Here is a 16,080-nt window from a genome sequence, read left to right on the forward strand (position 1 = left end):
GTGGCCGACAACCCGGGCATCTCGTACAACCCGCTGTTCCTGTACGGCGGCGTGGGCCTCGGCAAGACCCACTTGATCCACGCGATCGGCAACCAGCTCCTGCTAGACAAGCCGGGTGCGCGCATTCGCTACATCCATGCCGAACAGTATGTATCCGACGTGGTGAAGGCGTACCAGCGCAAGGCGTTCGACGACTTCAAGCGTTACTACCACTCGCTCGACCTGCTGCTGATCGACGATATTCAGTTCTTCTCCGGCAAGTCGCGCACGCAGGAAGAGTTCTTCTACGCGTTCGAGGCGCTCGTCGCCAACAAGGCGCAGGTGATCATCACGAGCGATACGTATCCGAAGGAAATCTCGGGTATCGACGACCGTCTGATCTCGCGCTTCGACTCGGGCCTGACCGTGGCGATCGAGCCGCCCGAGCTGGAAATGCGCGTGGCCATTCTGATGCGCAAGGCGCAATCGGAAGGCGTGAGCCTGAACGAGGACGTGGCGTTCTTCGTCGCGAAGCACCTGCGCTCGAACGTGCGCGAACTCGAAGGCGCGCTGCGCAAGATCCTCGCGTATTCGAAGTTCCACGGCCGCGAGATCTCGATCGAGCTGACCAAGGAAGCGCTCAAGGACCTGCTGACGGTGCAGAACCGCCAGATTTCTGTCGAAAACATCCAGAAGACGGTGGCGGACTTCTACAGCATCAAGGTCGCGGACATGTATTCGAAGAAGCGCCCGGCCAATATCGCGCGCCCGCGCCAGATCGCCATGTATCTGGCCAAGGAACTGACGCAGAAGAGTCTGCCGGAAATCGGCGAACTGTTCGGCGGCCGCGACCACACCACGGTGCTGCACGCCGTGCGCAAGATCGCCGATGAGCGCACCAAGGACGCCCAGCTCAACCACGAGCTGCACGTGCTCGAGCAGACGCTGAAGGGGTAACACGCAATTAGCAGCACCTGAATGGCGGGGCGGACGGTCGCATCCCGAAGGGTTGGCCCTGTTTATTTCGCGGATCGCCCCCAATTTAGGGAAGTGGTCCGTTTTCAGGCACAATATGGGTTTAACCGCCCGGCGGTCCGGGGCGGGAACCACGCCGCGGCCTGTGCTGCATCAACCGCCTGAGCGGCGCCAAAGCCGCCGACCACATATGCGATTCGTGGGGTCGCGTCGGCGAAACCGGCGCCAGGCGGGCGCGCAGACCGTCACATCAACGAAGGAACTCTATGCAACTGGTCAAGACCGAACGCGATAACCTGCTGAGGCCGCTGCAAACGGTGAGCGGCATTGTCGAACGCCGCCACACGTTGCCGATCCTCGCCAATCTGCTGATCACCAAAACCGGTTCCGACGTCTCGTTCCTGTCGACCGACCTCGAGTTGCAGATCACCACGACCGCCGACTTTGGCGTCGGCAACGACCAGGTGGCCACGACGGTCGCCGCGCGCAAGCTGCTCGACATCCTGCGCGCCATGCCCGACGGCCAGGTCACGCTCACGCTCGCCGACAAGCGCCTCACGGTGCAGTCGGGCAAGAGCCGCTTCGCCTTGCAAACGCTCGCCGCGGACGAGTTCCCCACGGTGGCGCAGGCCAAGGACTTCGGCGCGAACCTCGCGGTGCCGCAGAAGACGTTCCGCCAGTTGCTCGGTATGGTGTATTTCGCCATGGCGCAGCAGGACATCCGCTATTACCTGAACGGCATGCTGCTCGTCGTGGACGGCGACCAGCTCATGGCGGTCGCGACCGACGGTCACCGCCTCGCGTTCTCGTCGATGAAGATCGAAGGCTCGTTCGCGCGCCAGGAAGTCATCATCCCGCGCAAGACCATTCTCGAACTGCAGCGCCTGCTCGAAGACATCGACGACGTGCTGAAGATCGACATCGGTTCGACGCAGGTGAAATTCACGTTCGGCCAGGTCGAACTGGTTTCGAAGCTCGTGGAAGGCAAGTTCCCCGACTTCCAGCGCGTGATCCCGAAGGCGCACAAGAACACCTTCCAGATCGGCCGCGAAGAACTGCAACGCTCGCTGCAACGCGCGGCGATTCTCACGTCCGACAAGTTCAAGGGCGTGCGCTGCATCATCGAGCCGGGCCAGCTCAAGATCATGTCGACCAACGCCGACCAGGAAGAGGCGCAGGAAGAGCTGGAAATCGCCTACCAGGGCGACACCATCGACATCGGGTTCAACGTCACGTATCTGCTCGACGTACTCGCGAACCTGAAGGTCGACACGCTGGAAGTGAGCCTCGGCGACGCCAGCTCCAGCGCACTCATCACGATTCCCGAGAACGAGGAATTCAAGTACGTGGTGATGCCGATGCGCATCTAAAAAGCGCGACAGAAGAAGAACACCAGGGGGCGCTGCGCCCCTTTGGCGTTTTTATGGCTTTTTGAAAAAGTCTCGAGCAGTAACACAGGCAGTACGCAGAACCGGAAAATTCCATGACTGATACGAACAACTCGCAACCCGACAACAGCAGCTATGGCGCCTCGTCGATCCAGATCCTCGAAGGACTGGAAGCGGTACGCAAGCGGCCCGGGATGTATATCGGCGACACGTCGGACGGCACCGGTCTGCACCATCTCGTCTTCGAAGTGCTCGACAACTCGATCGACGAAGCCCTCGCCGGCTACTGCAACGACATCCACGTGGTGATTCACGCGGACAACTCCATCTCGATCACCGACAACGGCCGCGGCATTCCCACGGACGTGAAGATGGACGACAAGCACGATCCGAAGCGCAGCGCCGCCGAAATCGTGATGACCGAGCTGCACGCGGGCGGCAAGTTCGACCAGAACAGCTACAAGGTCTCGGGCGGCCTGCACGGCGTGGGCGTCTCTTGCGTGAACGCGCTCTCGAGCTTTCTGCGCCTCACGGTGCGCCGCAACGGCAAGAAGCACTTCATGGAATTCCACCGTGGCGTGCCGCAGAACCGCGTGCTCGAAGAGCGCGACGGTCACACGGTTTCGCCGATGCAATTGCTCGGTGACACGGAAAATCGTGGCACCGAAGTGCACTTCATGGCCGATGAAACCATCTTCGGCAGCGTCGAGTACCACTACGACATTCTCGCCAAGCGTATTCGCGAGCTCTCGTTCCTGAATAACGGCGTGCGCATTCGCTTGACCGACCAGCGCACCGGCAAGGAAGACGACTTCGCATTCGCGGGCGGCGTGAAGGGCTTTGTCGAGTACATCAACAAGCAGAAGCAGGTGCTTCACCAGAACATCTTCTACGTGTCGAGCGAGAAGGACGGCGTGGGCGTCGAAGTGGCGATGCAGTGGAACGACAGCTACAACGAAAGCGTGCTGTGCTTCACGAACAACATCCCGCAGCGCGACGGCGGCACGCACTTGACCGGCCTGCGCGCGGCAATGACGCGCGTGATCAACAAATACATCGCCGACAACGAAATCGCGAAGAAGGCCAAGGTCGAAACCTCGGGCGACGACATGCGCGAAGGTTTGTCGTGCGTGCTTTCCGTGAAGGTGCCGGAGCCGAAGTTCAGCTCGCAGACGAAGGACAAGCTGGTTTCCTCGGAAGTGCGCGCGCCGGTCGAAGACGTCGTGGCGAAGGCGCTCGAAGAGTTTTTGCTGGAAACGCCGAACGACGCGAAGACCATCTGCGGCAAGATCGTCGACGCCGCGCGTGCTCGCGACGCCGCGCGCAAGGCGCGCGAGATGACGCGCCGCAAGGGCGTGCTCGACGGCGTGGGCCTGCCGGGCAAGCTCGCGGACTGCCAGGAAAAGGATCCGGCGAAGTCGGAAGTCTATATCGTTGAGGGCGACTCGGCAGGCGGTTCGGCCAAGCAAGGCCGCGACCGTAAGTTCCAGGCAATCCTGCCGCTGCGCGGCAAGGTGCTGAACGTCGAAAAGGCCCGCTACGACAAGCTGCTGTCGTCCGAGCAGATCGTTACGCTGATTACCGCGCTCGGCTGCGGCATCGGCAAGGACGACTACAACCTCGAGAAGCTGCGCTATCACCGCATCATCATCATGACCGACGCGGACGTGGACGGCGCGCACATCCGCACGCTGCTGCTCACGTTCTTCTATCGCCAGATGCCGGAGTTGATCGAGCGCGGCTACGTGTATATCGCGCAGCCGCCGCTGTACAAGCTCAAGGCGGGTAAGGACGAGCGCTATCTCAAGGACGATTCGGAGCTGAACGCGCACATGCTGCGTCTCGCGCTGCAAGGCTCGGAGCTCGTGCCTAACGAAGGCGCAACGCCGATCTCCGGCGACGCGCTTGGCGAACTTGCGCGCTCGTATCAGCTTGCACGCGGCGTGGTGGATCGTCTTTCGCGTCTGTACGACGAGCGCGCGCTCGAAGCGATCATGGACGGCGTGGCAATCGACCTGTCGAGCGAAGAATCGACCCAGGCTTCGGCGCGTGCGCTCGAAGCGCAACTGCGCGACGATCCGCTCAAGCCGGAAGTGAGCGTGGTGCCGATGTACGACCAGGTGCGCGAGCAACGTTCGCTGCGCGTGGAGCGCCGCCATCACGGCAATGTGAAGGTGTCGGTGATCGACGAGGAGTTCCAGCTCACCGCCGACTATCAGCAGCTCGTCAACACGGCCAATACGTTCAAGGGCTTGATCGGCAAGAACGCCGTGATCAAGCGCGGCGAGCGCAGCATGGCCGTGAACGACTTCAAGAGCGCGATGAAATGGCTGATCGCGGACGCCGAGCGCAACGTGTCGAAGCAGCGCTATAAGGGGCTTGGTGAGATGAACCCTGGGCAGCTTTGGGAAACGACGATGGATCCGACCGTGCGGCGTTTGCTGCGCGTGCAGATCGAGGACGCCATCGCTGCCGATGGCATCTTTACGACGCTCATGGGTGACGATGTGGAGCCGCGTCGTGCGTTTATCGAAAGCAATGCGCTGCGGGCGGGGAATATCGACGTTTGATCGTCTGCCTGACGCTTGCCATTGAAAACCAAACGCCCGGGAAACCGGGCGTTTTCATTTGACACCGCAAAGCCCACCGGGATGAGATAGAAGCGCCCTTTAGAGGCGCTATTTTTTCGCCTGGAAGACAGCGGCAACGCGCGCCCCAAACTATCCACACCCCCCAGCGGATAACTCTCGGAAAACCCCAGGAAATCACTGTGCATGAATCGGGGATAACTTCAGCAGCGCTGAAAATGTGGAAAAGTTGCCAGCAGCTGCGGGGCGTTGTCCCGTTAACACCCGCAAGGTTATGTTTTTTCCACAGCCTTGTTTACTCAATGGTTTTCCACGGTTATCCACAGAATACCCAGGGGCTTGTTAACTATTACTACGTTTACGTATACATACGTTATTAAAACCTTAGAACCCTCGCATCGGAAACGAAGATGCCGCCGTAAAACGTCCCGGCGGCATCGTTCTAACCGTGCGAAAACGCACGGCTCAAGCGAGCGGAATATAAAGCTCCGTCTTGAGGTCCTCAGGCGCCGCCTCGTCGGGCGTATTTAAATAAACCTCGAACGAAGGCGCCGAAAAGTCCGGTTTGCGACCGAGCTTCTGTAAGCCTTCGTTGTAAAACCACATCCACGCTTGCTGCAGCCCCGGATAGGGTCCCTTGTGGAGCACCATCGCGTGTTCGCCGCCGCGCAGCTGAAACTTCTCGACAGGCGCCGTGACCTCCACATCGGTCTCGTGCCCCAGATGCAGCGCCGCTTTCGAGCGCAGCTTCGATTCTTCGACCGTGTTGGGATCGTCGTAAAAGATACCGACCATCCTCGCGCCCGACGTGCGCACGTTGCGCTCGCCGAGCCATTGCGCGAGCGTGTAGAACGCGTCGCTGATCTTCATGTACGGACCCACGTGGCTGACGGCGAGTAGGTCCATCGGCTCGAGGGTGGCGAGCTTCACGTCGTAGTTTTGCATGATGGCGTCTCCAGGTGCGGTGGCCGCGCGAATGCGCAGCTGCATGCGGTCCAAGATAGCACCGCGCTCCGGAAGACGCCCTTGGCGTGTCGGCTGCTCGAGCCTCACAAACTCACACGCATCACCGGATGCGTCTCGAGCCACGCGTTCTCTTCGTCGCTGTAGAGCCGCGAGCGCGTGAGAAAGCGCAGCCCCGTGGGTCGTTCGAGCGAAAACATGCCGCCGTTGCCTGGCACGGCGTCGATGATGAGCTGGGTGTGCTGCCAGTACTCAAACTGCACCTCCGTCATATAGAACGGCATCCCGCCGATTTCTCCCAACTGCACGTCGGCATTGCCGACCATGAACTCGCCGACGGGAAAGCACATGGCCGCGCTGCCGTCGCAGCAGCCGCCCGACTGGTGAAAGAGCACCGGGCCGTGTTCGCGCGTTAGCTGCTCGATCAGCGCGAGCGCGGCCGGCGTGGCGGTAACGCGTTCGACCATCTCGTGACGCTCCTCTCAAGATGCAACGAAGAAAGGCGTCGCGCGCGGTGGCGGCTCCTGGACCGCAAAACACCGCGCGCGACGTGCAGAGCCCGCAGTGCGATCAGAAGAACCCGAGCGGCTGCTCGCTATAGCTCACGAGCAGGTTCTTCGTCTGCTGGTAGTGGTCGAGCATCATCTTGTGGTTCTCGCGCCCGATGCCCGACTGCTTGTAGCCGCCAAACGCCGCGTGCGCCGGATAGGCGTGGTAGCAGTTGGTCCACACGCGCCCCGCCTGGATCGCGCGGCCGAAGCGGTAGGCACGGGTACCGTCGCGCGTCCACACGCCGGCACCGAGGCCGTAGAGCGTGTCGTTGGCGATTTCCAGCGCTTCCTCTTCGGTCTTGAAGGTCGTGACCGAGACCACCGGCCCGAAGATCTCTTCCTGGAAGATGCGCATCTTGTTGTGGCCGCGGAAGACAGTCGGCTTCACGTAGTAGCCGTCGCCGAGTTCACCGGCAAGCTTGTTGCGCTCGCCGCCAATCAGGCATTGCGCGCCTTCCTGCTTGCCGAGGTCGATATACGAGAGGATCTTCTCGAGTTGCTCCTGTGAGGCCTGCGCGCCGATCATCGTCTTCGTGTCGAGCGGGTGGCCTTGCTGGATCGCCGCCACGCGCTTGAGCGCGCGCTCCATGAAGCGGTCATAGATCTTTTCGTCGATGAGCACGCGCGACGGACACGTGCATACCTCGCCCTGGTTGAGCGCAAACATCGCGAAGCCTTCGAGCGCCTTGTCGAAATAGCTGTCGTCGTGGTCGAGCACGTCGGCGAAGAAGATGTTCGGGCTCTTGCCGCCCAACTCCAGCGTCACGGGAATGATGTTCTGGCTCGCGTACTGCATGATGAGGCGGCCCGTGGTGGTTTCGCCCGTGAAGGCGATCTTCGCGATGCGCTTGTTCGAAGCGAGCGGTTTGCCCGCTTCGAGGCCGAAGCCGTTCACCACGTTGAGCACGCCGGCCGGCAGCAGGTCCTGGATCAATTCGACCAGCACGAGGAACGACGCGGGCGTTTGCTCGGCGGGTTTGAGCACCACGCAGTTGCCGGCCGCGAGCGCGGGCGCGAGCTTCCAGGCGGCCATGAGGATCGGGAAGTTCCACGGAATGATCTGGCCGACCACGCCGAGCGGCTCATGGAAGTGATAGGCGACCGTGTCGTGATCGATCTCGGAGATGCCGCCTTCCTGCGCGCGCACGCAGCCCGCGAAGTAGCGAAAGTGGTCGGCGGCGAGCGGGATGTCTGCGGCGAGCGTTTCGCGCAGCGGCTTGCCGTTGTCGATGGTCTCGGCCACGGCGAGCTTGTGGAGGTTCTGCTCGATGCGATCGGCGATGCGGTTGAGAATGTTGGCGCGCTCGGTGGGCGAAGTCTTGCCCCATGCGGTTTTGGCTTTATGTGCGGCGTCGAGTGCGAGTTCGACGTCGGCTTCGCGCGAGCGCGGAATGGACGTGAACGCGTGACCCGTAACGGGCGAGATGTCGTCAAAGTACTCGCCGCCGAGCGGCGCCACCCACTCGCCGCCGATGAAGTTGCCATACTGCTTCTTGTACGGGAATTCGGTGGTCAGGAATTGCATGTCCGCGTGATTCATCTCCGTGCTCCTCTGTGTTCTCGATCTCGATATGGACGGGCGCGGCGAGGCCGCGCTACCGCCGCACGCTAACGCGAGAACCATGCCAGCGCGGCGGCGCAGCGGCGTCGTGCCGCGCGGTAGCGGGTCGGCGCGTGCATACCCTGAAAATGCGTGATACACGAGCCATGCAATGCAATCAGCGGATTGCGTCAGGCGGGAACAGAGGGGCATTCAACTGCTCAAGAAGTGAACAGCCTGGAAGCGGAATATCTGCGGGAGCCAGAGATTTGCGGCGCGCGGGCCGCACTTGCGGTAGGCTTTGCACCCGTAACAGTCAGGAGAGTCTGCATGTCGAGTACATTCGTTTGCCGCAACCAGTCGTGTGGCACCCCGTGGGAACAGAGCGAGGTCGTGATCAAGAACGAAGGGCAGGGGCCCTTGTTCCGGTGCCCGCTGTGCGGTGCCCGGAACTACCTCGAGCAGTTCGAGGACGATGATGGCAACGTCGTCTATGAACAGGTGGACGGCAAGCCCTTCCTCTGATCGCCGGCGGCTAGAGGATCTGGGTCGCGAGCGTGATGCCGAAGAAGAAGCCGCCAACCACGCCAAGCGTGCGGCCGACCAGAAGCTGGTTCAGATCCTCGTCCAGCATCATGGGGTCGCGCCGGTCGCGCAGCACCGTTTTCAGCAGAAAGGGGCGGATCAGAAGTGCGCATGCGGCTATCACGACCGGCACCGCGAGGCGGATAGCCAGGCTGACATGCTTCTCGGGCGGAATATCCAGCCAGACCAGGAGCAGGACCAGAAGCGTCGTGACGAGCGCACCGACGATTGCGCCTGCCACGAGCCGGTCGACAGGATGACCGTGCATCATGATTTACCTCGTTTGAACAGTTGACCTGACTATGATCCGCATCTGGTCAGAAAAACCCTATAGGAAGACTCCTAAAAGTGAGATAACCCGTTCGGAGTGAAAGCATTCGGACTCCGAAGTTATTTGCTACCTATGCCGTTGTGGACCTGGCAAGCGGGGAAGGTGAATGGAGCGGCTTGCCGATGAACGACGAAGCGCAAAAGTCGGGTAGTGAGGCGCTGGTTTCAGCGGCTTTTATCCCCAATTTAGTCAAACTATTTGTTACCTATCCATACGGGTAGGCTGGCGAGCGCCCCGGAGCGTCCTACAGTACTTCATACGATAAGAAACCACGGCAGCACCAACGGGGAAAGCCATGACATTCGTCGAACAGGAAATCGCGCATATCGCGCGCGTGATGCCGCCGTCGCTGGCCGGCGATTTCGAGATGCCGGTGATGGGTGTCGCGTACTGGCGCAAGCGCCTATATGCGCTTCTCAAGCAAAACCATCTGACTCAAGTTCAGCTTTCGACCGTCGACACGCTGCTTCGCCAGCTCGACGGCTTCGAGGCGCTCAGTCGCTGGCTGCCGCGCCCGAAGCAGGCGTCACGTCATGTGAGGCGCGTGAAGTAACCCAAGGATGTGGCCGCGGAGAAATGCAAAAAGCCCGATCGCAAGGATCGGGCTTTTTGGCTGAATTCGCTGGTGGGGCGTGAGTGACTCGAACACTCGACCTACGGATTAAGAGTCCGCTGCTCTACCAACTGAGCTAACGCCCCCAACAGAAGCGAAATTATGCAGGACTTTTTGGGACTTGGCAAGCCCCTTTCGCAAATTTCCTGAAAATTGTGTGTCGATCCGGCGCAAGCCGCGTCTGCGCAGGCGTTTGCGCCTTTGCCACGGGGGCCGTCCTGTCCCGGTATGATGTCGCCACTCCTGGCGTCAAACCAGGTTTCAAGCCAGTCACCGTGCGCAGCCTGTTCGCTGAGGTTGGTTGTTTTCGGCGGGAATCGTCGCACGGCAATCCATAAAGGCAAACGATGGACGACAACGCAATCGACGCGCTGCTGGAGCGCGTGCTGGCCCCGTGGGTGCGCGCGCTCGGGATGAAGCCCGTCGAGGTCTCGGAAGACAGCGCCACCTTGCGCCTGCCGTTTTCGGGCGAGCTGCGCCACTCGGGCGGCGTGATCTGCGGCCAGGTTTTCATGGCGGCGGCAGATACGGCCATGATCGTCGCGATAACGGCCGCGCTCGGCGGGTTCAAGCCTATGACGACCGTCGCGCTGAACACCAACTTCATGCGCGCGGTGCGCAAGGGCGACGTGCTCGTTACGGCGCGCGTGCTGCGTATGGGCCGCAATCTCGTGTTCGGTGAAATAGAACTCTACGACGAAGACGGCCGGATGGCGGTTCACGCGACCTCGACTTACGCGCTGCTCGATTAAGCTTGGCGCTTCCGATCGTTTTCGGTCGCTTCGAAGGACGTAGAAGGCATGTTCGATCAGGTGGTTTTCGCCGGCGGCGGCAATCGCTGCTGGTGGCAGGCGGGGTTCTGGGACATCGTCCAGCCCGAACTGCGCATTCGCCCGCGCGTCATTACGGGTATTTCGGCGGGCGCGGCCACCGCGTGCATGCTCTACACGCGTGATGCCGACTGGGTCATGCGCTATTACGAAGAAGCGCTGCGCCACAACAAGCGCAACGCCTATTGGGGCAATCTGCTGCGCGGCGAATCGGTGTTTCCGCATTACCGCATCTATCGCCAGGCGCTGCTCGACATCTACGGCGAGCCGTTCACGCAGCTCCAGGACGCGCCTGAGATCCGCATCGGTGTGTCGCATGTGCCGCGTTGGCTCGGCGCGCGCAGCGCCGTGGCGGCGGGTCTCATCGCGTACAACATCGAAAAGCATATCCGCAAGACACTGCATCCCACGCTTGGGCGCAAGCTCGGGTTTCATCCGGAGTTCGTGACGGCGCAGGAATGCGCGAGCGTGGAGGATCTGGCCGATCTCATCCTGCAGTCGTCGTGCACGCCGCCGTTCACGCCGGTGCTGCGGCGCGACGGCCGCCCGGTGCTCGACGGCGGCATGGTCGACAACGTGCCGGTCGGCGCGCTCGACGAGACGCCCGGCCGCGTGCTGGTGATGGTGACGCGGCTCTATCCGCGTCCGCAGATGTTTGTGGTGCGGCATCAGGCGGCGCAGGGCGTGCAGCAGCGCCTTTATGTGCAGCCATCGGCCAAGGTGCCGATCTCGAGCTGGGACTACACGAGCCCGCAGCAGATGCAGCACGCCTACAACCTCGGCCGCGTGGACGGCGAGCGATTCCTCGCGCGTCTGCCAGACGTCATGGAATCGGCCGCGCACGCCTGAGCGAACGCAGCCGGGTCAGAAGCAGCCGGAAAGGCGCAGAGAGGGCGGCGCGCGCCGCCCCCCGCGCGGTCGCGCTTACCTGCGGCGGCCGCCCTGCAGGGCTTCGGGGTTAGCGACGCTTGCGTGGTCGCCCGCATCGAACGCGAGGATGTTGCGGAACGCCGCGCCGAAGTACAGCTCGTAGCTCTCCCGCTCCACGTAGCCGATGTGCGGCGTGCAGATCACGTTTTCCATGCGCAGCAGGCTGTAGCCCTGCAGGATCGGCTCGCTCTCGTACACGTCGATCGCGACCATGCCCGGCCGGTTGTGCGCGAGCGCGCCGAGCAGCGCGTTTTCTTCCATCAGCTCCGCGCGGCTCGTGTTGACGAGCAGCGACGTGGGCTTCATGCGCAGCAGGTCTTCCTGCTTCACGATCCCGCGCGTGTCATCGTGCAGGCGTAGATGTAGAGACAGCACGTCGCTCTCTTCGAAAAGCGCCTCGCGGCTTGCGGCGGCTTCGTAGCCGTCGGCGCGCGCCGCTTCGAGCGAATGCTCGCGGCCCCACACCAGGACGCGCATGCCGAAGGCCTTGCCGTAGCCGGCGACGAGACGGCCGATCTTGCCGTAGCCCCAAATACCGAGCGTCTGGCCGCGCATCACCTGGCCCAGGCCAAAGTTGGGCGGCATGGCCGACGTCTTGAGGCCCGATTGTTGCCACGCGCCCTGCTTGAGATTGGCGACGTACTGCGGGATGCGACGCTGCGCGGCCATGATCAGCGCCCACGTGAGTTCGGCGGGCGCGACGGGCGAACCGGTGCCTTCGAGCACGGCGATGCCGCGCTCGGTGCAGGACTCGATGTCGATGTGCGGGCCGGCCTTGCCCGTCTGGCTGATCATGCGCAGATGCGGGAGCTTGTCGAGCAGTTGCGAGGTGATGCGGGTGCGTTCGCGAATCAGCACGAGCGCGTCGACTTCGGCGAGACGGCTGGCGAGCTGGCCGAGGCCTCGCACCGTGTTGTTGAAAACCTTGACCTCGTGGTCGGCGAGCAGTTGAAAGCAGTCGAGCTTGCGGACGGCGTCCTGGTAGTCGTCAAGGATGGCAATTTTCATGGCGGCGGGTTGTTTTGCGTGTTTTGCATCGCGCCGTTCGTGGCGCGACTTCGGTGTTCATCTGGTGGTTATCCCACTATGCAGCGCCGCGAAGACTGGTATGAATATAGGGAGCCTTCACGTCGCTCGCCGCGTGCAGCAGCGGGTATTGCGATTGCGCAAATCCAAGGCTATGCACGCAGATTTTAGTCGCGGCAATCAGCCGCGATTTTGCAACTTTTAACAGCTTGTCGGGCTCCGATGCAAGCCGCTTTACAGACGGTTTCGAACCCCAGGCTAAAGGACCTTGACGACCTGCCCAACTGCGCGGACCGATTCGCATGTTGATCTGCCATCAACATTGGGTTCGCATGAGTTGCGCCTCTCGCGTGCAGCGTCTAAAAGGGCCGATTCCCTTTTTACAGCCCTAAAAATGGAGACAGCTCGATGAACCATCCCGATTACCAAGCCCAGGCCGCCGCACAGGTGCCCGCCTGGGTCCGGCACCGGAAACTGATCGATTGGGTGCAGAAAATCGCAGCGCATACGCAGCCGGATCGTATCGTCTGGTGCGACGGTTCGCAGGAGGAGTACGACCGCCTGTGCGCGCAGATGGTCGAGGCCGGCACGATGCGCCGCCTCAACCCGCAGAAGCGCCCGAATTCGTATCTCGCTTGCTCCGATCCCTCGGATGTCGCGCGCGTGGAAGACCGCACCTTCATTTGTTCGCCCACGAAGGAAGAGGTCGGCCCCACCAACAACTGGGTCGCGCCCGCCGAAATGCGCACGACGCTCGACGGCCTGTTCGCGGGCTCGATGCGCGGCCGCACGATGTACGTCGTGCCGTTCTCGATGGGCCCGCTCGGCTCGCCCATCGCGCACATTGGCGTTGAGCTTTCCGATAGCCCCTATGTGGCCGTAAACATGCGCATCATGACGCGCATGGGCCGCGCCGTGTACGACGTGCTCGGCGAAGACGGCGCGTTCGTGCCGTGCGTGCACAGCGTGGGCGCGCCGCTCGCGGCGGGCGAGAAGGACGTGCCGTGGCCGTGCAACAAGACGAAGTACATCGTCCACTTCCCGCAAACGCGCGAGATCTGGAGCTATGGCTCCGGTTACGGCGGCAATGCGCTGCTCGGCAAGAAGTGTTTCGCGTTGCGCATCGCTTCGACCATGGGCCGCGACGAAGGCTGGCTCGCCGAGCACATGCTGATTCTCGGCGTGCGCTCGCCAGAAGGCCGCAAGTACCATGTCGCGGCGGCGTTCCCGTCGGCCTGCGGCAAGACCAACTTCGCCATGCTGATCCCGCCGGCTGCCATGAACGGCTGGCAAATCACCACGATCGGCGACGATATCGCGTGGATCAAGCCCGGCGCCGATGGCCGCCTCTACGCGATCAATCCGGAGGCGGGTTACTTCGGCGTGGCGCCCGGCACCGGTGAGAAGACCAACTTCAACGCCATGGCGACGCTCAAGGAGAACGTGATCTTCACGAACGTCGCGCTCACCGATGACGGCGACGTCTGGTGGGAAGGCATGACTGACGAGCCGCCCGCACACGCGATCGACTGGATGGGCAACGACTGGACGCCCGCCATCGGCAAGGAAACCGGCCGCAAGGCCGCGCATCCGAACGCGCGCTTCACGGCGCCGGCTTCCCAATGCCCGTCGATCGATCCCGAATGGGAGAACCCGAAGGGCGTGGCCATCGACGCGTTCATCTTTGGCGGCCGCCGCTCGACCACCGTGCCGCTCGTGACCGAGGCGCGCGACTGGACCGAGGGCGTCTATATGGCCGCGACCATGGGCTCGGAAACCACGGCGGCGGCGGCGGGGCAGCAGGGCGTGGTGCGCCGCGATCCTTTCGCGATGCTGCCGTTCTGTGGCTACAACATGGCCGACTATTTCGGCCATTGGCTGAATCTGGGCGAGCGCCTCGCAAAGGCCGGCGCGACGGTGCCGCGCATTTTCTGCGTGAACTGGTTCCGCAAGGGGCCGGATGGCAAGTTCGTCTGGCCGGGCTTCGGCGAGAACATGCGCGTGCTCGAGTGGATGGTGCGCCGTATCGAGGGTAAGGCCACGGGCGACGAGCACGCATTCGGTGTGTCGCCGCGCTACGGCGATCTCGACTGGAGCGGTCTGAACTTCACGCAGGCGCAGTTCGAACAGGTGATTTCGGTGGACGCCGACGCCTGGCGCGCCGAACTCGCGCTGCACGCCGAGCTGTTCGACAAACTCGCTCATGGCTTGCCGGAAGTGTTGAAAGACGCTCGCAAGACGCTGGAAACACGTCTGTAACCATGTGACGTGAGCGCTCACTAACTAGATGGCCGCCTGCGGGCGGCCATTTTTATTTCCGGGGTCGAATGCATTGTTGCGGTGCGGAGGCCCGTCTGTTCGGCACTTAACCGGTTATCTCGCTGCAACGCGCAAAATTGTTTCGTTTGAGGTAACAATCGAGTCACTGTTGATGCATTTTGGGGCGCAGTCGAAGAATTCGTAAAGAAAATAGGGGCTTCGGAGGCAACTTCTGCACGATTTCTGCTGTCGTAGGAGAATTCGCGGTTTCCTCCGCTGATTAACAGCGGGGTAGTAACAGGCAGGAGTTGTCTCATGGATCATTTGCAGTCGATGCGAGTATTCGTCAAAGTGGCCGACCTCGGCAGTTTCGCCCGGGCCGCCTCAGCGATGGATATCTCCAACGCGGTTGCGACGCGGCATGTAGCCGACCTCGAAGGTCGGCTCGGCACGCGTTTGCTCAATCGCACGACCCGCAGTCTCTCCCTGACCGAATCGGGTCAGGTCTACCTCGAGCGCGCCCGCCAGATTCTCGATGAACTCGAGGATGTCGAACAAATGGTCGTCGCCCGCAATCACGAGCCCGTCGGGACGCTGCGTATCGTGGCGCCGGTCGTCTTCGGGCTTCACAATCTAGCTCCGGTGCTGCAGACGTACACGCAGCGCTATCCGCAAGTCATTCCCGACGTCACGCTGGTCGACCGTCAGGTCGATCTCGTCGAAGAAGGTTTCGATCTGGGCGTCGTGACCGCGCGCCAGATGCGTAGCGCCAGCATTGTCACGCGCCGCCTCACGACCGGCTGCATGACGGTGTGCGCGACGCCCGCGTACCTCGAAAAGCACGGCACGCCCACGCGCCCCGAGCACCTCATGGAGCACCCGAGCCTCTCGCTACCCTCCGAGTACTGGGGCGACGAGCGCGTCTTCACGGGGCCGGACGGCGAAGTCCGCGTGCGCCCGACCAATGTGATCGTGGCGAACAACACCGAGATGCTGCGCCAGTTCGCGCTGCTCGGCATGGGCATCGCGATCCTGCCGAGCTATCTGATTGGCCGCGACATGACGCGCGGACGTCTCGTGCGGCTGCTTGGCGACTATCGTCTGCCACAAGTGGAGATCAACGTCGCGTATCCGAGCCGCCGTCACCTGCCGGCCAAGGTGCGGACGTTCATCGACCACCTTGTCGAGCACTTCAGCCAGACGCCGAACAGCCAGCTCGGCGAGCAGTGGGTCAAGGACGGCCTCGCACGGCCGGCTGTGGCGGGTCGCAATGGCGTCGCAAGCGAAGACTACGAGGGAGTGCAGCCCGTGCCCGGTGGGAGCCTGCACGACGGCGAGCACAACGGCATGGACGCCGAACGCGCACCAAAGACTGCGCGCGCTTCGGCAGCGCGCACCCGGACGTCGGCGATCTCGCCGCTATAAGTCCGATATCACCGTTCATCGGCCGATAAAAAAGGCGCAGCTTCGTGAGAAGCTGCGCCTTTTTGTGTAAGTGCGTCCAATCGGACGCCGGCCCTAA

14 protein-coding genes and 1 tRNA gene are annotated in these 16,080 nt (G+C 62.3%); 9 read left to right on the plus strand and 6 right to left on the minus strand.

Going from position 1 to position 16,080, the window contains the following annotated elements:
• The 3 genes from dnaA to gyrB form a co-directional block, all read left to right on the plus strand.
• The coding region (dnaA, locus tag L0U83_RS00005; protein WP_233878840.1) for a chromosomal replication initiator protein DnaA at positions 1 to 936 on the plus strand (936 nt) is incomplete at its 5' end.
• Between the two features lie 284 nt (positions 937 to 1,220).
• The gene (dnaN, locus tag L0U83_RS00010; RefSeq protein ID WP_028203240.1) at positions 1,221 to 2,324 is read left to right on the plus strand and encodes a DNA polymerase III subunit beta; all 1,104 of its coding nucleotides are present in this window, start codon (positions 1,221 to 1,223) and stop codon (positions 2,322 to 2,324) included.
• 113 nt (positions 2,325 to 2,437) lie between these two features.
• Positions 2,438 to 4,912, plus strand: coding sequence for a DNA topoisomerase (ATP-hydrolyzing) subunit B (gene gyrB, locus L0U83_RS00015; RefSeq protein ID WP_233878841.1), 2,475 nt, complete (start codon positions 2,438 to 2,440; stop codon positions 4,910 to 4,912).
• Positions 4,913 to 5,395: 483 nt separating this feature from the next.
• On the opposite strand, the gene L0U83_RS00020 is transcribed toward gyrB, so the two are convergent.
• From L0U83_RS00020 to adh, 3 genes are all read right to left on the minus strand, one after another.
• Positions 5,396 to 5,875, minus strand: coding sequence for an AraC family transcriptional regulator (locus L0U83_RS00020; protein WP_233878842.1), 480 nt, complete (start codon positions 5,873 to 5,875; stop codon positions 5,396 to 5,398).
• A gap of 104 nt (positions 5,876 to 5,979) precedes the next feature.
• Entirely contained in the window at positions 5,980 to 6,360 is a 381-nt protein-coding gene (locus L0U83_RS00025) for a DUF779 domain-containing protein (RefSeq protein WP_233878843.1), read from the minus strand.
• A gap of 103 nt (positions 6,361 to 6,463) precedes the next feature.
• A complete protein-coding gene (gene adh / locus L0U83_RS00030) occupies positions 6,464 to 7,984 on the minus strand; it encodes an aldehyde dehydrogenase (RefSeq protein ID WP_233878844.1) in 1,521 nt (506 codons plus the stop codon).
• A 330-nt stretch (positions 7,985 to 8,314) separates the two neighbouring features.
• On the opposite strand from adh, the gene L0U83_RS00035 reads away from it, so the two are divergent.
• Entirely contained in the window at positions 8,315 to 8,509 is a 195-nt protein-coding gene (locus L0U83_RS00035) for a hypothetical protein (RefSeq protein WP_069264575.1), read from the plus strand.
• A 10-nt stretch (positions 8,510 to 8,519) separates the two neighbouring features.
• Here the strand turns inward: L0U83_RS00035 and L0U83_RS00040 are convergent, their stop codons facing one another.
• Complete coding sequence (locus tag L0U83_RS00040; protein WP_233878845.1) at positions 8,520 to 8,840, minus strand: hypothetical protein; 321 nt, start codon at positions 8,838 to 8,840, stop codon at positions 8,520 to 8,522.
• Positions 8,841 to 9,195: 355 nt separating this feature from the next.
• On the opposite strand from L0U83_RS00040, the gene L0U83_RS00045 reads away from it, so the two are divergent.
• On the plus strand, positions 9,196 to 9,453 hold the full coding sequence (locus L0U83_RS00045; protein ID WP_233878846.1) for a hypothetical protein: 258 nt from the start codon (positions 9,196 to 9,198) through the stop codon (positions 9,451 to 9,453).
• A 70-nt stretch (positions 9,454 to 9,523) separates the two neighbouring features.
• Here the strand turns inward: L0U83_RS00045 and L0U83_RS00050 are convergent.
• Positions 9,524 to 9,599, minus strand: a tRNA-Lys gene (locus L0U83_RS00050).
• Between the two features lie 261 nt (positions 9,600 to 9,860).
• Between L0U83_RS00050 and L0U83_RS00055 the strand changes: the two genes are divergently transcribed.
• Positions 9,861 to 10,265, plus strand: coding sequence for a PaaI family thioesterase (locus tag L0U83_RS00055; RefSeq protein ID WP_028203232.1), 405 nt, complete (start codon positions 9,861 to 9,863; stop codon positions 10,263 to 10,265).
• Between the two features lie 48 nt (positions 10,266 to 10,313).
• Positions 10,314 to 11,192 carry a patatin-like phospholipase family protein gene (locus tag L0U83_RS00060; RefSeq protein ID WP_201698344.1) on the plus strand — a complete coding sequence of 293 codons (879 nt, stop codon included), beginning with the start codon at positions 10,314 to 10,316 and terminating at the stop codon, positions 11,190 to 11,192.
• A 75-nt stretch (positions 11,193 to 11,267) separates the two neighbouring features.
• Here the strand turns inward: L0U83_RS00060 and L0U83_RS00065 are convergent, their stop codons facing one another.
• On the minus strand, positions 11,268 to 12,281 hold the full coding sequence (locus L0U83_RS00065; protein WP_233878847.1) for a D-2-hydroxyacid dehydrogenase family protein: 1,014 nt from the start codon (positions 12,279 to 12,281) through the stop codon (positions 11,268 to 11,270).
• Positions 12,282 to 12,707: 426 nt separating this feature from the next.
• Here L0U83_RS00065 and L0U83_RS00070 point away from each other — a divergent pair, with 426 nt between their 5' ends.
• Together L0U83_RS00070 and gvmR are read left to right on the plus strand one after the other, a co-directional pair.
• Positions 12,708 to 14,558: a phosphoenolpyruvate carboxykinase (GTP) gene (locus L0U83_RS00070; protein ID WP_233878848.1), complete on the plus strand. Its 1,851-nt coding sequence runs from the start codon at positions 12,708 to 12,710 to the stop codon at positions 14,556 to 14,558.
• A 315-nt stretch (positions 14,559 to 14,873) separates the two neighbouring features.
• Positions 14,874 to 15,983, plus strand: a complete 1,110-nt coding sequence (gene gvmR, locus L0U83_RS00075) for a transcriptional regulator GvmR (RefSeq protein WP_233878849.1) — start codon at positions 14,874 to 14,876, stop codon at positions 15,981 to 15,983.
• Positions 15,984 to 16,080 lie beyond the last annotated feature (97 nt).

Origin of the sequence: Paraburkholderia flagellata, assembly GCF_021390645.1 — a bacterium.
GTDB lineage: Bacteria > Pseudomonadota > Gammaproteobacteria > Burkholderiales > Burkholderiaceae > Paraburkholderia > Paraburkholderia flagellata.